Origin of the sequence: Nonomuraea sp. NPDC052265 (assembly GCF_044547985.1) — a bacterium.
GTDB lineage: Bacteria > Actinomycetota > Actinomycetes > Streptosporangiales > Streptosporangiaceae > Nonomuraea.
This window is the reverse complement of the sequence record NZ_JBIUBJ010000002.1, coordinates 225,224-240,954: the sequence shown is the minus strand read 5'-3', so window position 1 is coordinate 240,954 and position 15,731 is coordinate 225,224. Positions and strand designations below refer to the sequence as shown.

Sequence of the window (15,731 nt, the reverse complement as noted above, 5' to 3'; positions counted from 1 at the left end):
CGCTATGGCGACAACCCTATGTCGGTGTTTCCCCATGATTAATCGAGCATGGTTCCGCGTACCACCATCTCCGGCACGTCGGGCGCGAACCCTTCGAGCGGCCGCTCGGGACAGCGCTCGATGGTCACGACGGCGGCGGCGATGCGGTCGAGCCGGAAGACGCGGACGTCCTCCCGCAGCCGGCACCACGCCACGAGGTACCAGAAACCGCCGCGCCCGCCCAGGAACACCCCCGGCTCGACGTCACGCGAGGTGAGCGCCCCCTTGGCGTCGGCGTAGTCGAGCCTGAGCACGCGCCGCCGCAGCAGCGCCTCCTCGATGGCCCGGGAGATGCCCTCGGCGCCGAGCGGCCGGCTCGGGGAGCCGGGCTCGGGCGGCTCGCTGACGAGCTGCACCCGCCGCGCCAGCTCCCTGGCCAGGTCGCCCTCGGGCCCCGGCATGGCCGAGACCACCTTGCGTAACGCGCTGCGGGCCTGGCGGCCGAACGGCTGGTCGCCGGCCTGGCTGAGCGCCACCGCGATGGCCACCGCCTCGGCCGGGGTGAAGTTGAGCGGGGGCAGCGACATCTTCTTGTCGAGGGCGTAGCCGCCCCTGCGACCGGGCTCGGCGTAGATCGGCACCCCGGACCCCTGCAACGCGGTGATGTCGCGCTCGATGGTGCGCACGCTGACCTCGAACCGCTGGGCGAGCTCGCGGGCGGAACGGCAGCGTGGCGCGATGGCGCGCAGGTCCTCGACGAGCGCATAGAGCCGGTCGGTACGGTTCACAGCCGGAACGCTACGCGCCGCCACCGACAATCACCGGCCCCGCGCGGGCCGGGCAAGAGCGGACTGACCGCGCCGACACCCAGGTCTTACGACGCCGTCCACTCCAGCAGCCGCTCCAGGGGCCAGGTGTTGACGATCCGCCCGGCCTCGATGCCGCAGCGGGCCGCCCGCTCGCAGCCGAAGCGCTGCCAGTCGAGCTGGCCGGGCGCGTGCGCGTCGGAGTCGATCGAGAACACGCACCCCATCTCGTACGCCAGCCGCATGAGCCGCTTGGGCGGGTCGAGCCGGTCGGGCCTGGAGTTGATCTCCACGGCGACCCCGAACCGCCGGCACGCCTCGAAGACCAGCTCGGCGTCGAACTCCGACTCCGGCCTCTTGACCCCGCGCTCGCCGCCGCCCCGCACGACTCTCCCCGTGCAGTGACCCAGCACGTCGACCCGCGGATCGGCGACGGCGGTGACCATGCGGCGGGTCATGTCCTCGCGGTCCATGCGCAGCTTGGAGTGGACGCTGGCCACGACCACGTCGAGCCGTTCGAGCAGGGCCGGGTCCTGGTCGAGGGAGCCGTCGAGGTTGACGTCGACCTCGATGCCGGTCAGGATCCGGAACGGCGCCAGCCGCTCGTTGAGCCCGGCCACCACGTCGAGCTGCCGCTCCAGCCGCTCGGCCGACAGCCCCTTGGCCACGGTCAGGCGCGGCGAGTGGTCGGTCAGCGCCCAGTACTCGTGCCCGAGCCCCCTGGCGGCCTCGGCCATCTCCTCGATCGGCGAGCCGCCGTCGGACCAGTCGGAGTGGCTGTGCAGGTCGCCCTTCAGCGCCTCGCGCAGGGCCGCGGTCTCCGCGTCGAGCTCGACGCCCTCGGTGGCCCGCAACCTACGCAAATACGTTGGAACCTGACCGTCGAGCGCTTCGTTGATCACAAGGGCGGTGACCTTGCCGATGCCGGGGAGATCGCCCAGCCCGCCGGCGCCGGCCAGCCGCGCGAGCTCCCCTTCCGGCAGGTCGTCCACGACCGCGGCCGCGCGGCGGAACGCGCGGACCCGGTAGGTGGGCTCACCTGCGCGTTCGAGCAGGAAGGCGATCTCGCGCAGGGCCTGAACCGGTTCCATGAGTCATTCCTACCCGAGCGGACGAACACCGGCATTGAACGGGGACAAGGCCCACCGATAGGCTAATCGCCCAGGAAAGCAGGAGCTAGATGGCACATCCGCCGCGCAAGCCGGCCCCCCCACCCCCACGCAAGTCGTCCAAGGCCGTCCCGCTGACCATTCTCGGGGTCCTGTCGGTGATGCTGGTGGGCTACTGCGCCGCCACCCAGGACGACGACGACGTCACCGCCGACTGCGTGGTGCGGCTCGACGACGGCACGTACGAGGTCGTCGACGACGACTACTGCGACGACGACGGCGGCAGCGGCGGGTCCCACTTCTACGGGGGTTCGCGTGGCGCGTACATGTGGTACTACGGCGGCCACCGGATCGGCAACCGGATGCAGGGCGGCACCACGTACCGGCCGTCCGACGTGAACATCTCCAGCCGCAGCGGCAAGTCGATCCAGCGCGGCGGCTTCGGCAACAGCTGGGGCGGCGGGAGCTGACGTGCGCCGCGAGCATGGCATCGCCCGTCCCGGCTGGGAGAAGACGATCGAGGGCCAGGGCCTGGCCTACCACCGGGCGGCCCACCCCGAGGGCCTGAGCAGGCCCTACTGGGACGAGTCGGTCCACTACGTCCTGTCCGTGGAGGAGGTGGAGTCGCTGGAGGAGCAGGTCGAGGAGTTGCACGGCATGTGCCTGCGGGCCGTCGAGCACGTCGTCTCGACCGGCCGCTACGCCGACTTCGCCATCCCCGAGTGGGCCGCGGACGCCGTGGCGCGCTCGTGGGAGCGCCGCGACCCCCACCTCTACGGCCGCTTCGACCTGCGCTACGACGGCACGGGCCCGGCCCGGCTGCTGGAGTACAACGCCGACACGCCGACGTCGCTGGTGGAGTCGTCGGTGATCCAGTGGTTCTGGCTGCAGGACACCCACCCCGGCGACGACCAGTGGAACTCCGTGCACGAGCGGCTCATCGAGCGCTGGCGCGAGCTGTCGCTGCCGCCCGGCCCCACGCACTTCGCCTTCACCAACGCCGACGAGACGGGCGAGGAGGCGATGACGGTCGCCTACCTCCAGGAGACCGCCGAGCAGGCGGGCCGGCGGACGGTCGCCGTGGCCATGGAGGACATCGGCTGGGACGAGCTCAACCGCTGTTTCGTCGACGCCGGCGAGGAGATGATCCGCTCGGCGTTCAAGCTCTACCCCTGGGAGTGGATGCTGGCCGACGACTTCGGCCGGCACGCGGTGCGCCACTCCACCTGGATCGAGCCGCTGTGGAAGGCGCTGCTGTCGAACAAGGCGCTGCTCGCCGTGTTGTGGGAGCTCTACCCCGGCCATCCCAACCTGCTGCCCGCCTACCTCGACGGGCCGCGCGAGCTGACCTCCTACATCGCCAAGCCCCTGCTCGGCAGGGAGGGCGCGTCGATGCGCATCGTCACCCCCGAGGGCACCCAGGAGACGCCGGGCCGCTACGGCCGGGAAGGCTACGTCTTCCAGGGCTTCGAGGCGCTGCCCGCGTTCGAGGGCCAGCGGCCGGTGCTCGGCGCCTGGGTGGTCGCCGACGAGGCCGCCGGGCTCGGCATCAGGGAGACCACCGGCCTGATCACCGACGACACCTCCTCCTTCGTCCCTCATCGCATTGCGAGCTGAAGCACCCCCGTGATTGGAAATGACGTGACCCTTCTCGAAGTCCTGGCCCGCGGCGCCGGCGCGATCGCCGCGTACGCCGCCGTCGGCGTGATCCTCCTGATCGTCGGCTTCTACGTGATCGACTGGGCCACGCCCGGCAAGCTGAGCGAGATCATCCGCACCGAGCGCAACGCCAACGCCACGCTGCTCACCACGTCCGCGCTGGCGGCGATCGGCCTCATCGTGGCCGCCTCCATCTGGTCCTCCGGCGGCCGGCTGGCCGAGGGGCTCGCGGGCACGGCCGTGTTCGGGCTGGTCGGCATCGTGGTGCAGACGGTGGCGATGCTGGTGTTCGACAAGGTCGTCGGCATCTCCGTACGCGACCTGGTGAAGGAGCCGGAGCTGCAGCCCGGCGCGCGGCTGCTCGCGGTCACCCACGTGGCGATCGGCCTGATCACCGCGGTTGCGGTCATCTGAAACACCGCTGTTACGGTCATCGGAACCGACCTGGCACTCTAGGAGGCGTGACAGACCGGACTCGGGAGGACACCACGCGCAGGCTTGAGCGTGCGATGGGCACGCTCGGCACGGCGGCGATGGCGCGCATGGACGACCAGCTCCCCTGGTTCCGGGCGCTCAGCGCCGAGGACCGCTCGTGGGTGGGCCTGGTGGCCCAGGCCGGCATCGCCGCGTTCGTGGAGTGGTTCCAGCACGCCGGCGAAGACCGTCCGACGCCCAGCATCGAGTTCTTCGGCACGGCCCCGCGCGAGCTCAAGCGCTCGATCTCGCTCCAGCAGACGGTCGACATCGTCAGGATCGTGGTCGAGGTGGTCGAGGCCCAGACCGACGAGCTGGCCGCGCCGGGCGGCGAGGACCAGCTCCAGCAGGCGATGCTCCGCTACACCCGCGACGTGGCCTTCGCCGCCGCCCACGTCTACGCCCGCGAGGCCGAGGCCCGCGGCTCCTGGGACGCCAGGCTGGAGGCGCTGATCGTCGACGCGCTGGTACGCGGCGAGGTCGACGACGGCCTCCACTCCTGGGCCGCGGCCCTCGGCTGGACCTCCTCCCCCGTCGTCGTGATCGCCGGGCACGCCCCCGACGACGACCCGCGCGCGGTCATCGACGGCCTGCGCGAGAAGGGCCGCCGCATCGGCATGGACCTGCTGGCCGGCGTCCAGGCCGACCGGCTGATCGTGATCGTGGGCGGCGCCGACAGCGTCCAGGACGCGGCCCGGCAGGTCGTGGCGCGCTTCGGCGTGGGCCCGATCGTCATCGGCCCCGAGGTGCCCGACCTGCACGCCGCCGCACGGTCGGCGCGGGCCGCGCTGGCCGGGCTGAAGGCGTCCGCGGGCTGGCCGGACGCGCCCAGGCCGGTGCACGCCGAGGACCTGCTGGCCGAACGCGCGCTCGACGGCGACACCGACGCCAGGGAGCAGCTCATCGAGAACGTCTACCTGCCGTTGGCCGGCACACCGCTGCTCGATACCCTGGCCACATACCTCGAACAGGGCACCTCCCTGGAGGCGACGGCCCGGCTGCTGTTCGTACATCCGAACACGGTCCGCTACCGTCTGAAGAAGATCACCGAGCTCACGGGCTACCAGCCCACCGAGGGCAGGTCGGCCTTCACGCTGCAGGTCGGCCTCATCCTCGGCCGGCTTTCCGAGGGCGCGGCGGCATGGCGGGCCCTAACGTAACATTCCCGAAATCTTCACTGTAGGGTTCCTACAAAACACCCCGGACAAAGTTCGTACGGATCTCCATCCGCGTGTCGAAGTTCTACAGGGCATGGTGGTTTTTGTGCTTGTACTCGTCGCTCCGGGCCAAGGTGCCCAAACCCCAGGCTTCCTGACCCCTTGGCTTGAGCTGCCCGGTCTGGCCGACAGGCTCGGCGCGTGGTCGGAGGTCGCCGGGATCGACCTGGTCGCCTACGGCACCACCGCCGACGCCGACGAGATCCGCGACACCGCCGTCGCCCAGCCGCTGCTCGTGGCCGCCGCGCTGGCCGCCGCCGAGGCGCTGGGGGCCTCCCCCGACGTGCTGGCCGGCCACAGCGTGGGCGAGTTCGCCGCGGCCGCGCTGGCCGGGGTGCTCACCGCCGAGCAGGCGCTGAGCCTGGTCCGCGAACGCGCCCAGGCCATGGCCAAGGCCGCCGCCGTCACCGAGACCGGCATGACCGCCGTGCTCGGGGGCGTGGAGGCCGACGTGCTGGCCGCGATCGAGCGCCACGGGCTGACCCCGGCCAACATCAACGGCGCCGGCCAGATCGTGGCGGGCGGCACGCTGGAGCAGCTCGCCGCCTTCAAGGACGACGCGCCCGCCCGTGCCAGGCTCATCCCGCTCAAGGTGGCCGGCGCGTTCCACACCGGTCACATGGCCCCCGCCGTCGACGCCCTGCGCGAGGCGGCCTGGAACGTCGTGCCCGGCGACCCGCGGGTCACGCTGCTGTCCAACGCCGACGGCCGGCCCGCCGCCACCGGCGCCGAGTTCGTCCAGCGGCTCATCTCGCAGATCAGCAGCCCCGTCCGATGGGACCTGTGCATGGCGACGATGGCCGAGCTGGGCGTGACCAAGATGATCGAGCTGCTGCCCGGCGGCACGCTGACCGGGCTCGCCAAGCGCGGCCTGCGCGGCGTCGAGACCGTGGCGCTGAAGACACCCGACGACCTCGACGCGGCCAGGGAGCTGATCAAATGAGGATCCCAGACATCGCCCCCGGCGCCCGGATTCTGGCCTTCGGCCACTACCAGCCGGACAACGTCGTCACCAACGACGACCTGGCCAAGACCATGGAGACCAACGACGAGTGGATCCAGTCCCGCGTCGGGATCAAGGAGCGCCGGATCGCCTCCGCCACCGAGTCCGTGGAGGACATGGCGGCCCAGGCCGGCGGCAAGGCGCTGGCCGCCAGCGGCCTGGCCCCCGACGAGGTCGACCTGGTGATCGTGGCCACCTGCACACTGGAGACCCAGATCCCCAACGCCGCGGCGGTCGTGGCCCACCGGCTGGGCATCAAGTCCCCGGGCGCGTTCGACGTCAACGCCGCCTGCGCCGGCTTCTGCTACGCGCTCGGCACCGCCAGCGCCGCGGTCCGCGGGGGCGCGGCCAGGAACGTGCTGGTCATCGGCTCGGAGAAGCTGTCGCAGTGGATCGACTGGACCGACCGGTCCACGGCCGTGATCTTCGCCGACGGCGCCGGCGCCGCCGTGGTGGGCCCGTCCGACACGCCCGGCATCGGCCCGGTGGTCTGGGGCAGCTCCGGCGACAAGTCCGAGGCCATCGCCATCGCCGACCGGACGAAGTTCCTCTTCCAGGAGGGCCAGACGGTCTTCCGCTGGGCCACCACCGCGCTGCACCCGGTGGCCCTGGAGGCGTGCGCCCGCGCCGGGGTCGACCCCTCGGAGCTGGCGGCGTTCGTGCCCCACCAGGCCAACCTGCGCATCATCGAGGCCATCGCACGCAAGCTCGGTGCCGACAAGGCCGTCGTCGGCCGGGACATCGTCACCGCGGGCAACACGTCGGCGGCCTCCATCCCGCTCGCGCTCTCGCGCATGCTGGAGCGCGGCGAGGTCCGCTCAGGCGACCTCGCGCTCATCCTCGGCTTCGGCGCCGGTCTGGCCTATGCGGGCCAAGTGATCGAGATTCCGTAGGATCCGGTACGGCTACCGCCGTACTTGTTCAGAGCTCGTACGGCGAGAGCCGTACAGAGAAACCACAAATAAGGAGAAGTAGCAACATGGCTGCCACCGACCAGGACATCCTCGCGGGCCTCGGCAAGATCATCAACGAGATCACCGGCATTCCGGCCGGCGAGGTGACCCCGGAGAAGAGCTTCGTCGACGACCTCGACATCGACTCCCTGTCCATGGTCGAGATCGCCGTGGCCGCTCAGGACGAGTTCGGCGTCGAGATCCCCGACGACCAGCTGAAGAACCTGAAGACGGTCAAGGACGTCCTCAACTTCATCCAGGCCTGACGACAAACAGTTCTGACCAGTAAGGAGCGCGAAAACGTGAGTGCGAACCGGGTACGTGTCGTCGTCACCGGGCTTGGCGCGACGACGCCCGTCGGTGGAGACGTCACCTCGACCTGGACGGCGCTCCTCGCCGGTCAGTCGGGTGTGGAGACCCTCACCACGGAGTGGATCGACTCCGTCCCCGTGCGTTTCGCGGGGACGGCGGCGGTCGACCCCACCGAGGTGCTGCCCCGCCCCGAGGCTCGCCGTCTCGACCGCAGCGAGCAGTTCGCCCTGGTCGCCGCCCGGGAGGCCTGGCAGGACGCCGGCGCCCCCGAGGTGGCCCCCGAGCGGCTGGGCGTCGTGGTCTCCAGCGGCATCGGCGGCATCACCACCACCCTGACCGCCTACGACACGTGGAAGGAGCGCGGCTGGAACCGGCTGTCGCCCTTCACCGTGCCGATGCTCATGCCCAACGGCCCGGCCGCCTGGATCGGTATCGACCTGGGCGCCCAGGCGGGCGTGCACGCCACCGTCTCCGCCTGCGCCTCCGGCGCCGAGGCGATCGGCTACGCCATGGACATGATCCGGCTCGGCCGCGCCGACGTGGTGGTCGCCGGCGGCACCGAGGCCGCCATCCACGGCCTCAACATCGCCGCCTTCGCCGCCGCGCGGGCGATGTCCACCCGCAACGACGACCCGCAGGGCGCCTCCCGGCCGTGGGACCGCGACCGTGACGGGTTCGTGCTCGGCGAGGGCGCCGGCATCGTGGTGCTGGAGTCCGAGGAGCACGCCAAGGCGCGCGGCGCGCGCATCTACGCCTACGCCGCCGGCGTCGGCTACTCGGCCGACGCCCACCACATCACCCAGCCCGAGCCCGAGGGCCGCGGCATCATCATGGCGATGACGCAGGCACTGACCGACGCCGAGATCACCGGCTTCGACGTCAAGCACGTCAACGCGCACTCCACGTCCACCCCGGCGGGCGACGTCGGCGAGGTGCAGGCCGTGGCCAAGGCCATCGGCACCCACCCGCTGGTCACCTCGACCAAGTCCATGACCGGTCACCTGCTCGGCGGCGCCGGCGGCATCGAGTCCGTCTTCACCGTCAAGGCGCTGCAGGAGCGGATCGTCCCGGCCACCATCAACCTCGACAACCTCGACGACGGCATCGAGGTCGACATCGTCCACGGCGCGAACCGTCCGCTGCCGCAGGGCGACATCGCCGCGGTCAACAACTCCTTCGGGTTCGGCGGGCACAACGTCACCGTCGTCTTCAAGGGGGCTTGATGACCGTACTGGACAGCCGGGTGGTGGGTGGAGACTCCGAGCAGGAGCCCGCCGACCCCCGTGATCCAGTCGTCCGTCTGACAGCGCTGCTCGACGAGGGCTCGCTGCGGCTCATCACCCCCGAGGACAACAGCGGCGTCCTGGCCGCCATGGGCCGGATCGAGGGCGTGCCCGTCGCCGCCTTCTGCAGCGACGCCCGCTTCCAGGGCGGCGCGATGGGCAGCGAGGGCTGCGAGCACATCGTGCACGCCTACGACGTGGCCGTCCGCGAGCGGGTGCCGGTCATCGGCATCTGGCACTCCGGCGGCGCCCGGCTCGCCGAAGGCGTCGAGTCGTTGCACGCCGTCGGCCGGGTGTTCGCGGCCATGACCAAGGCGTCGGGCGTCGTGCCGCAGATCTCGGTGGTCGTCGGCCCGGCCGCCGGCGGCGCCGCCTACGGCCCCGCGCTCACCGACCTGGTGATCCTGGCCGACAGCGGCCGCATCTTCGTGACCGGCCCCGACGTCGTGCGCAGCGTCACCGGCGAGAACGTCGACAGCGAGGCGCTGGGCGGCCCCGAGCCGCACAGCAGGCGCAGCGGCGTGGTGCACGTCGTCACCAAGACCGAGGCCGACGCCTACCTCAAGGCGCGCCAGCTCGCCACGCTGCTCGGCCACCAGGGCCGGGTGCGCCCCGGCGAGGTGGAGGAGGTCGACTTCTCCTGCCTGCTGCCCGAGTCGGCACGCCGGGCCTACGACGTCAAGCCGCTGGTCAACGGCCTGCTCGACGAGGCCGGCGTCGAGCTGCACGCCAAATGGGCGCCCAACGTCGTCACGTCTCTGGGCCGTCTCGGCGGCCGGACGGTCGGCGTCGTCGCCAACAACCCGTTGCGGCTGGCCGGCTGCCTCGACGCCACGTCCGCCGAGAAAGCCGCCCGCTTCGTACGTATGTGTGACGCTTTCGGGGTGCCATTGGTTGTCCTCGTGGACGTACCCGGTTACCTGCCGGGCGTCGGCCAGGAGCACGACGGCGTCGTCCGGCGCGGCGCCAAGCTGCTGCACGCCTTCGCCGAGGCGTCGGTGCCCCGGGTCACCCTGGTCACGCGCAAGGCGTACGGCGGGGCGTACATCGCGATGAACTCGCGGGCGCTGGGCGCCACCAGGGTGTTCGCCTGGCCGACCACCGAGGTGGCGGTCATGGGGGCCGTGGCGGCGGTGCGCGTGCTCAAGCGGCGCCAGCTCGCGGCGGTGCCCGAGGACGAGCGGCCGGCGCTGGAGCAGCGGCTCGCCGAGGAGCACGAGAAGCTCGCCGGCGGCCTGGCGCGGGCCCGGGAGCTGGGCGTCATCGACGAGGTGATCAAGCCGGCCGAGACGCGCGGCGCCATCGCCAGGGTGCTCGCCCAGGCCACCCCGGCCCGGGGCGCCCACGGCAACATCCCGCTGTAGATCCGTCCGCGAAAGGCCCCGCACCGATACCCGGTGCGGGGCCTTTCGGCTGCGTGCGGAGTCGTACGACAGGCCGTGAACAGGCCGTGCGACGAGACGCGCGACGGCCTGTGCGACGACGGGCCGATGCGGGCCGCCCCCGGCGGGCGCTCAGCGGGAGGTGGGGCGGGTCAGACGGCGGCGTGCAGCCAGCGGACGGGAGCGCCGTCGCCGGCGTACCGGAAGGGCTCCAGCTCTTCGTCCCACGGCCGGCCGAGCAGCTTGTCGAGCTCGTCCTCCAGCACGCACCGGCCCTGGGCGGCCATCATCATGGCGGCACGCAGGCGGTCTTCGGGGATCATGATGTCCCCGGCCGCGCCGATGACCGCCGTGAAGGCGCCGAGCGTGGGCGTGTAGGCGTGTCTGGAACCGTCGACGCCGGGCGACGGATCCTCGGTGATCTCAAATCTCAGGCGCTGCCAGCCCATGAGCGAAGAGGCGATGGCCGCCGCGATGCCGGCGCGGCCCTCCCACTCCGCCTGCGCGCGCACGACGTTCGGCGCGGCTGGTTGCGGTGTCCACGTCAGATCAACGGGCACGCCAAGGACACCCGCGACTGCCCATTCGATGTGAGGGCACAGCGCGGGCTGAGCCGAGTGGACGTAAAGCACGCCACGAGCAGACACCGGACCTCCCGTTTCGGTACGAGGTGCGCCTTCCCCAACGGCCTCGCCCCGGGATGATCACAAGTGACTAGGGAGAGACTACCGTCGGTCGCCATCGGACACCAGAGGGGGGCCATACCAAGTTGGTGCGGGCGTGTCACGTGACAGTTGTGGCGGGCGGGGAAACATACCGGCTCATGGACATGCAATCTGTCGGCGAGGCGTACATCCGGCCAGGTCAGGTGCTGGTCGACCGGGGCGCGGTGTCGGCCGCCGCTCGTTGGACGCAGGCGGTCTCCGAGGCCGACGGAGTCACCGTCCTGCACCTGTCGGCCGGGGTGGACCCGTGCGAGATCACCGCCGAGCTGCGCGACCGGGGCTTCCGGGCCTCGCCCAACCACGTGCTCACCGGTCAGCCGCTGTTCTTCGGCGGCCCGGCCTCCCGGCCCTTCCCCGTGCCGCCGGTCTCGTACCGGCCGGGCAGGTCGCGTTCCGACGTGGTCGTGGCCGTGCTCGACACCGGCGTGGCCAAGCACCCGTGGTGGTCGGGCAGCGAATGGTACGCCAGGCTCGGGCCGGAGGGCGCCGACGCGGCCCAGGGCGCGCAGGCCGGGCACGGCACGTTCGTCGCCGGCCTGCTGGCCCGCCAGGCGCCGGGGGCCAGGTTGCGGGTCCGCCGGGTGCTCGACGGCGACGGCCTGGGCGACGAGGCGACCGTGGTGCGCACCCTCCACCGCATGCGCGAGGACCCGCCCCAGGTGCTCAACCTCTCCTTCGGCTGCCACTCCTTCGACGACCGGCCGCCGCCCCTGCTGGCCGACGCCATCGGCGCCCTGAAGGACACGGTGACGGTGGCCTGCGCCGGCAACACCGCCTCCGACCGGCCGTTCTGGCCCGCCGCCCTGCCGTGCGCGGTGGGCGTGGCGGCCCTCGACGCCGCGCAGGAGCGCCGCGCGCCCTTCTCCGGATACGGCACCTGGGTCGACGCCTGCGCCCGCGGCGACTGGCTGACCAGCAGTTTCCTGAACACGGGCGAGTTCGCCGGCTACGCCGCCTGGAGCGGCACGTCGTTCGCCGCCGCCCTGGTGTCGGGGGCCGTGGCCGAGGCCGCCCGGCGCGAACCGGCCAAGGAAGCCGTCGAACGACTGCTCGACCCCCGGCAGTCCCGGCAAATTCCCGATCTGGGAGTTGTCGTACCCACGAGTCTGTAGAGTTTACGCTCAGTCCTCAGCCAATCACGAGGAGACAGGATGACCTCCCCGTGCGGGACGAAAGGAGGCCGCATGAGCGACTTGCGCGATCCGGCGGAGCTGCTCCGCGACGCGGCCGACGGCGACCGATCCGCCTGGGACGAGCTGGAGTCCCGGTTCGGTCCGCGCATGTGGGCGCTGGCCCGCTCGTGCGGGCTGGGCGAGGCCGACGCCGCCGACGCGGTCCAGGGCGCCTGGCTGCGGCTGCTCCAGCACATGCACGACATCCGCGACCCCTCGCGGGTGGGCGGCTGGCTGATGACGACCACCCGCCGTGAGGCGCTCCTCCTGCTGCGGAAGGAGTCGTCGGGGCTGCTGGTCAGCGATCCGGAGGGAAGGCCCACCTTCGGGGCCGTCGAGGAGCCCGATCCCGCGTCCGCCGTGCTGGAGGCCGACGGCAGGCGTCTGCTGTGGAAGTCGGTCTCCGCCCTGCAAGAGCCCTGCCGCACACTGCTGCAGCTGGTCGCGACCGATCTCGGAAACCAGCAGATGGCGATGCGGCTCGGGTTGCCCGTGGGCAGCGTGGGGCCGACCAGGGCCCGCTGCCTGGAGAAACTGCGCACTCTGCTCTCACTACAGGAGACAGCGCAATGATCAACGACGAGTACTTCCTGGCGGCCCTGCGGCTCGCCGCCGGGATGGATCCGATGCCCGGGCACGTGTCGGCCGCCGCGCGTGACATCTACGGGCTGCGTGTTCCTCAGGCGGTGACCGCCGACCCGGCCGACCACGCCGGGGGCCGCGCGGCGCGGTCCGGCGCCGCCGACCGCGACGACGGGTCCCATCTGGTGCGGTTCGTCACCGACGGTCTCACCTTCGACCTGGAGGTGACCGTGGGCGACGGGCTGATCGACGTCGCCGGGCAGATCTTCCCCGATCCCGGGGAGGACGCCGTCATCGACGTGCGCACCCCCCACCTGACGCTCACCCGGCAGGTCGCCCGGAACGGCCGGTTCGCGGCCACCGGGCTGCCGCCGGGGTGGCTGAGCGTCGTGTGTCACCGTCCCGGTCATGCGCCCGTCCAGACCAGGTGGGTGCGCATCCGGCCGTGACGCGCCCGTCCAGGACCCGTCCGCGCCGAACACCCCCGCCCCCTCCTCCCCGCCGGTCAGCCCCCCATGAGCGTCACTTCACCCCCACCAGGATCAGCAGCCGACCACGGTCCGCTCGTCGAGGCGGCCGAGGCCGCCGTGCTGCGCGCGCACGTCGATCCCGAACAGGCCCTCTACGCCGGCCGCACCGTGCTCGCCGCCGCCCGCCGCGCCCAAGCGCCGGCGGCCGAGGCGATCGCGCTGCGTGCCATGGCGCTGGCCGCCCGCGAGTTGGGCGACCTCCTCAGCGCCGAACACTGCCTGCGGCAGGCCATCGCCACCCCGGGCGCCCCGGCCGAGCGCCGGGCCCAGGCGCGGCTGTCGCTGGTCACCGTACGCACCGAGCGCGGGCATCCGCTCCAGGCGCTGCGCGTGGCCGCCCTGGCGTGGGCCTACCTGTCCCCGCTCGACCGGGCCAAGCTCGACACGCAGCGCGCGGTCGCGCTGGCCCACCTGGGCCGCCACCAGGAGGCCATCGCGGCCTGCGACCGGTCGCTGCGAGCCCTCGTGGGCGCGCCGGGCACGGTCGACGACCGGCGTTTCCTGGCCGGCGGCCTGCTCAACCGGGGTCTCATCCACGCCTACCGGGGCGACTGGGAGGCCGCCATGCGCGACATCGAGGCCTGCCTGCAGCTCGCCCGGCACGCCGGCCTGCGCCACCTGGCCCGGCTGTCGGCCGCCAACCTGCCGTTCCTCGCGGTGCGGCGGGGGGACATCGCGGGCGCGTTCGAGCACTACCGGGAGGCCGAGGACACCTTGTTCGGCTTCCCCGAGCGGCTGGCCACGATGCGGGCCGACTTCGCCGGCGCGCTGCTGGCGGCTCACCTGCCCGGCGAGGCCAGGGCCATGCTGAGCCTGGCCGTCCCCGATCTGGAGTCCTCCGGCGCGCAGGTGGCGCTGGCCGAGGCGCGGCTGAAGCTGGCGCAGGTCGAGCTGCTCACCGGCGACCCCCACCGCGCGCGGCAGGTGGCCGAGCAGGCGGCGTGCGAGCTGGCCGAGCAGGAGCGGCTGTCGTGGCTGCCGCTGGCCAACGAGGTCGTCCTGCGGGCCCGGCTGGCGCTCGGGCCGGTCACGTCCGCGCTGGTCACAGGCATGATCAAGTGCGCCGACGAGCTGGAGGACGTCTCCTCGCACGTGGCCGCCGCCGCGGCGCTGCGGCTGGCCGCGGCCGAGGCGGCGCTCGCCGTCGACGACCATCCGGTCGCCTCGGCCCAGCTGCGCAGGCTCACCCGGCACGCCGAGCGCGCCGAGCGCTGGATGCCCGCCGGCACCCGCCTGACCTCGCTGGCCCCCGAGCCGCAGCCCACGCAGCTCGCGCAGGTCCCGGCAACCGTACGCCAGCACGCCCTGGCCCTGGAGGCGGCGCTGCGGGAGGACGTCACGGGGGCGCTGCGGGCGGTCCGCGACGGGCTGGCCGAGGTGAGCGGGCAGGTGGAGACGTTCGAGGATCCGGCGCTGCGGGCCCACGCGGCCCGGTCCGGGGAGCGGCTGGCCGCCTTCGGGCTGGGGCTGGCGGTCCGCGACGGATGCGCGGACGAGGTGTTCGAGTGGGCCGAACGGTGGCGCGCGGTCGCGGCGCCGGAGCACGCGTGCGGCCTGGCGGAGGTCGACCAGGTGCGGGCGGCGCTCGACGGTGCGGCGCTGGTGGAGTTCGTGGCCGACGAGGAGACGCTGCTGGCGGTGCTGATCACCGGCGACCGGCTGCTCCTGCGGCGGCTGGGCGGCGTACGGCAGGCGCGTGAGGCGATCATGCGGCTGCGCCACGCCCTGCGTCAGTGGGGTGCGGGGCTCGACGTGGCCGCTCCCGCGCAGGCGCTCACGGAGCTGACCGACGCGGGCGCGGAGCTGGAGCGGCTGCTGCTGGGGCCGCTGGTGTCCGAGCTGGGCGACCGGCCGCTGGTGGTGGTGCCCGTGGGGCCGCTGCACACCCTGCCGTGGGGCGCGCTGCCGGGCCTGCGCGAGCGTCCCGTGAGCGTGGCGGCGAGCGCGGCGGCCTGGGCGGGCGCGCGGCGGCGGGCCCGCGTACGGGAGGACGCCCCGGTGGTGCTGGCGGCGGCCGGGCCGGCGCTGGCCCACGCGGAGGAGGAGGTGGCCCGCGTGCTGGCCTGCCATCCGGGCGGGCGGGAGGTGCCCGGCCGCAGGGACGACGTGCTGGCGGCGCTCGGCGAGGCCGACGTCCTCCATCTGGCCGCGCACGGCGCCTTCCACGCCCGCAGCCCGCTGCTTTCGGGCATCACCCTCGGCGACGGGCAGCTCATGGCCTACGACCTGCTGGGCCTGAACCGCGCGCCGGAGCTGGTCGTGCTGTCGGCGTGCAACTCGGGCATGGCCCGCACGCCGGCGGAGGGGGCGCCGCTGGGCCTGCCGGGCACGTTCCTGGCGCGCGGGAGCTCGTGCGTGGTGGCGGGGATGGTGCCCATCGGGGACGAGGCGGCGATGGCCATGATGGGCGCCTTCCACGAGCTGCTCGCCTCCGGGCAGGCGCCGGACGCGGCCCTGGCCTGCGCGTCGGCCAAGACCGGTCTGCTGGGGTTCGTCTGCTTCGGGGCGGGCGACCGGCCCCTGCACCCGGCCGGCTGACCCCGCC

Annotated in this window: 16 protein-coding genes; 13 read left to right on the top strand and 3 right to left on the bottom strand. The window is 72.9% G+C overall.

Features of this window, described 5'->3' with window-relative positions; all coding sequences use genetic code 11:
• Positions 1–38 precede the first annotated feature (38 nt).
• Together ACIHAD_RS06145 and ACIHAD_RS06140 are read right to left on the bottom strand one after the other, a co-directional pair.
• Positions 39–767 (bottom strand): helix-turn-helix transcriptional regulator, encoded by a 729-nt coding sequence (locus ACIHAD_RS06145; RefSeq protein WP_397353257.1) that lies wholly within the window; start codon positions 765–767, stop codon positions 39–41.
• A gap of 86 nt (positions 768–853) precedes the next feature.
• Positions 854–1,876, bottom strand: a complete 1,023-nt coding sequence (locus ACIHAD_RS06140; RefSeq protein WP_397353256.1) for a PHP domain-containing protein — start codon at positions 1,874–1,876, stop codon at positions 854–856.
• Between the two features lie 89 nt (positions 1,877–1,965).
• On the opposite strand from ACIHAD_RS06140, the gene ACIHAD_RS06135 reads away from it, so the two are divergent.
• The 9 genes from ACIHAD_RS06135 (at position 1,966) to ACIHAD_RS06095 (ending at position 10,159) form a co-directional block, all read left to right on the top strand.
• Entirely contained in the window at positions 1,966–2,364 is a 399-nt protein-coding gene (locus ACIHAD_RS06135) for a hypothetical protein (protein WP_397353255.1), read from the top strand.
• A gap of 1 nt (position 2,365) precedes the next feature.
• A complete protein-coding gene (locus ACIHAD_RS06130; RefSeq protein WP_397353253.1) occupies positions 2,366–3,511 on the top strand; it encodes a glutathionylspermidine synthase family protein in 1,146 nt (381 codons plus the stop codon).
• 24 nt (positions 3,512–3,535) lie between these two features.
• Complete coding sequence (locus ACIHAD_RS06125) at positions 3,536–3,967, top strand: DUF350 domain-containing protein (RefSeq protein WP_364090593.1); 432 nt, start codon at positions 3,536–3,538, stop codon at positions 3,965–3,967.
• Between the two features lie 95 nt (positions 3,968–4,062).
• Positions 4,063–5,187 carry a PucR family transcriptional regulator gene (locus ACIHAD_RS06120; RefSeq protein WP_397353863.1) on the top strand — a complete coding sequence of 375 codons (1,125 nt, stop codon included), beginning with the start codon at positions 4,063–4,065 and terminating at the stop codon, positions 5,185–5,187.
• A gap of 103 nt (positions 5,188–5,290) precedes the next feature.
• Positions 5,291–6,187 carry an ACP S-malonyltransferase gene (locus ACIHAD_RS06115; protein WP_397353252.1) on the top strand — a complete coding sequence of 299 codons (897 nt, stop codon included), beginning with the start codon at positions 5,291–5,293 and terminating at the stop codon, positions 6,185–6,187.
• Positions 6,184–7,140 (top strand): beta-ketoacyl-ACP synthase III, encoded by a 957-nt coding sequence (locus ACIHAD_RS06110; RefSeq protein ID WP_397353251.1) that lies wholly within the window; start codon positions 6,184–6,186, stop codon positions 7,138–7,140. The genes ACIHAD_RS06115 and ACIHAD_RS06110 overlap by 4 nt, the downstream gene beginning before the upstream one ends.
• 86 nt (positions 7,141–7,226) lie before the next feature.
• Positions 7,227–7,466, top strand: a complete 240-nt coding sequence (locus ACIHAD_RS06105; RefSeq protein WP_397353250.1) for an acyl carrier protein — start codon at positions 7,227–7,229, stop codon at positions 7,464–7,466.
• A gap of 36 nt (positions 7,467–7,502) precedes the next feature.
• Positions 7,503–8,735 carry a beta-ketoacyl-ACP synthase II gene (fabF, locus tag ACIHAD_RS06100; RefSeq protein WP_397353249.1) on the top strand — a complete coding sequence of 411 codons (1,233 nt, stop codon included), beginning with the start codon at positions 7,503–7,505 and terminating at the stop codon, positions 8,733–8,735.
• Entirely contained in the window at positions 8,735–10,159 is a 1,425-nt protein-coding gene (locus tag ACIHAD_RS06095) for an acyl-CoA carboxylase subunit beta (RefSeq protein ID WP_397353248.1), read from the top strand. The genes fabF and ACIHAD_RS06095 overlap by 1 nt, the downstream gene beginning before the upstream one ends.
• A gap of 170 nt (positions 10,160–10,329) precedes the next feature.
• Here the strand turns inward: ACIHAD_RS06095 and ACIHAD_RS06090 are convergent, their stop codons facing one another.
• Positions 10,330–10,824: a DUF3145 domain-containing protein gene (locus ACIHAD_RS06090; RefSeq protein ID WP_352323642.1), complete on the bottom strand. Its 495-nt coding sequence runs from the start codon at positions 10,822–10,824 to the stop codon at positions 10,330–10,332.
• Positions 10,825–11,000: 176 nt separating this feature from the next.
• Here ACIHAD_RS06090 and ACIHAD_RS06085 point away from each other — a divergent pair, with 176 nt between their 5' ends.
• The 4 genes from ACIHAD_RS06085 to ACIHAD_RS06070 all read left to right on the top strand — a co-directional run bounded on the left by ACIHAD_RS06085 (position 11,001) and on the right by ACIHAD_RS06070 (position 15,724).
• A complete protein-coding gene (locus tag ACIHAD_RS06085) occupies positions 11,001–12,014 on the top strand; it encodes a S8 family peptidase (protein WP_397353247.1) in 1,014 nt (337 codons plus the stop codon).
• A 72-nt stretch (positions 12,015–12,086) separates the two neighbouring features.
• Complete coding sequence (locus ACIHAD_RS06080) at positions 12,087–12,647, top strand: RNA polymerase sigma factor (protein WP_397353246.1); 561 nt, start codon at positions 12,087–12,089, stop codon at positions 12,645–12,647.
• Positions 12,644–13,105 carry a hypothetical protein gene (locus ACIHAD_RS06075; protein WP_397353245.1) on the top strand — a complete coding sequence of 154 codons (462 nt, stop codon included), beginning with the start codon at positions 12,644–12,646 and terminating at the stop codon, positions 13,103–13,105. The genes ACIHAD_RS06080 and ACIHAD_RS06075 overlap by 4 nt, the downstream gene beginning before the upstream one ends.
• 66 nt (positions 13,106–13,171) lie before the next feature.
• Positions 13,172–15,724 (top strand): CHAT domain-containing protein, encoded by a 2,553-nt coding sequence (locus ACIHAD_RS06070; RefSeq protein ID WP_397353244.1) that lies wholly within the window; start codon positions 13,172–13,174, stop codon positions 15,722–15,724.
• The last annotated feature ends 7 nt before the right edge of the window (positions 15,725–15,731 follow it).

Excerpts from the sequence above, each read along its gene's own strand:
- ACIHAD_RS06120 (WP_397353863.1), top strand. The coding sequence starts at position 4,063 with ATGGGCACGCTCGGCACGGCGGCGATGGCGCGCATGGACGACCAGCTC.
- ACIHAD_RS06095 (WP_397353248.1), top strand. The coding sequence starts at position 8,735 with ATGACCGTACTGGACAGCCGGGTGGTGGGTGGAGACTCCGAGCAGGAG.
- ACIHAD_RS06105 (WP_397353250.1), top strand. The coding sequence starts at position 7,227 with ATGGCTGCCACCGACCAGGACATCCTCGCGGGCCTCGGCAAGATCATC.
- ACIHAD_RS06080 (WP_397353246.1), top strand. The coding sequence starts at position 12,087 with ATGAGCGACTTGCGCGATCCGGCGGAGCTGCTCCGCGACGCGGCCGAC.
- ACIHAD_RS06070 (WP_397353244.1), top strand. The coding sequence starts at position 13,172 with ATGAGCGTCACTTCACCCCCACCAGGATCAGCAGCCGACCACGGTCCG.
- ACIHAD_RS06110 (WP_397353251.1), top strand. The coding sequence starts at position 6,184 with ATGAGGATCCCAGACATCGCCCCCGGCGCCCGGATTCTGGCCTTCGGC.
- ACIHAD_RS06135 (WP_397353255.1), top strand. The coding sequence starts at position 1,966 with ATGGCACATCCGCCGCGCAAGCCGGCCCCCCCACCCCCACGCAAGTCG.
- ACIHAD_RS06140 (WP_397353256.1), bottom strand. The coding sequence starts at position 1,876 with ATGGAACCGGTTCAGGCCCTGCGCGAGATCGCCTTCCTGCTCGAACGC.
- ACIHAD_RS06085 (WP_397353247.1), top strand. The coding sequence starts at position 11,001 with ATGGACATGCAATCTGTCGGCGAGGCGTACATCCGGCCAGGTCAGGTG.
- ACIHAD_RS06075 (WP_397353245.1), top strand. The coding sequence starts at position 12,644 with ATGATCAACGACGAGTACTTCCTGGCGGCCCTGCGGCTCGCCGCCGGG.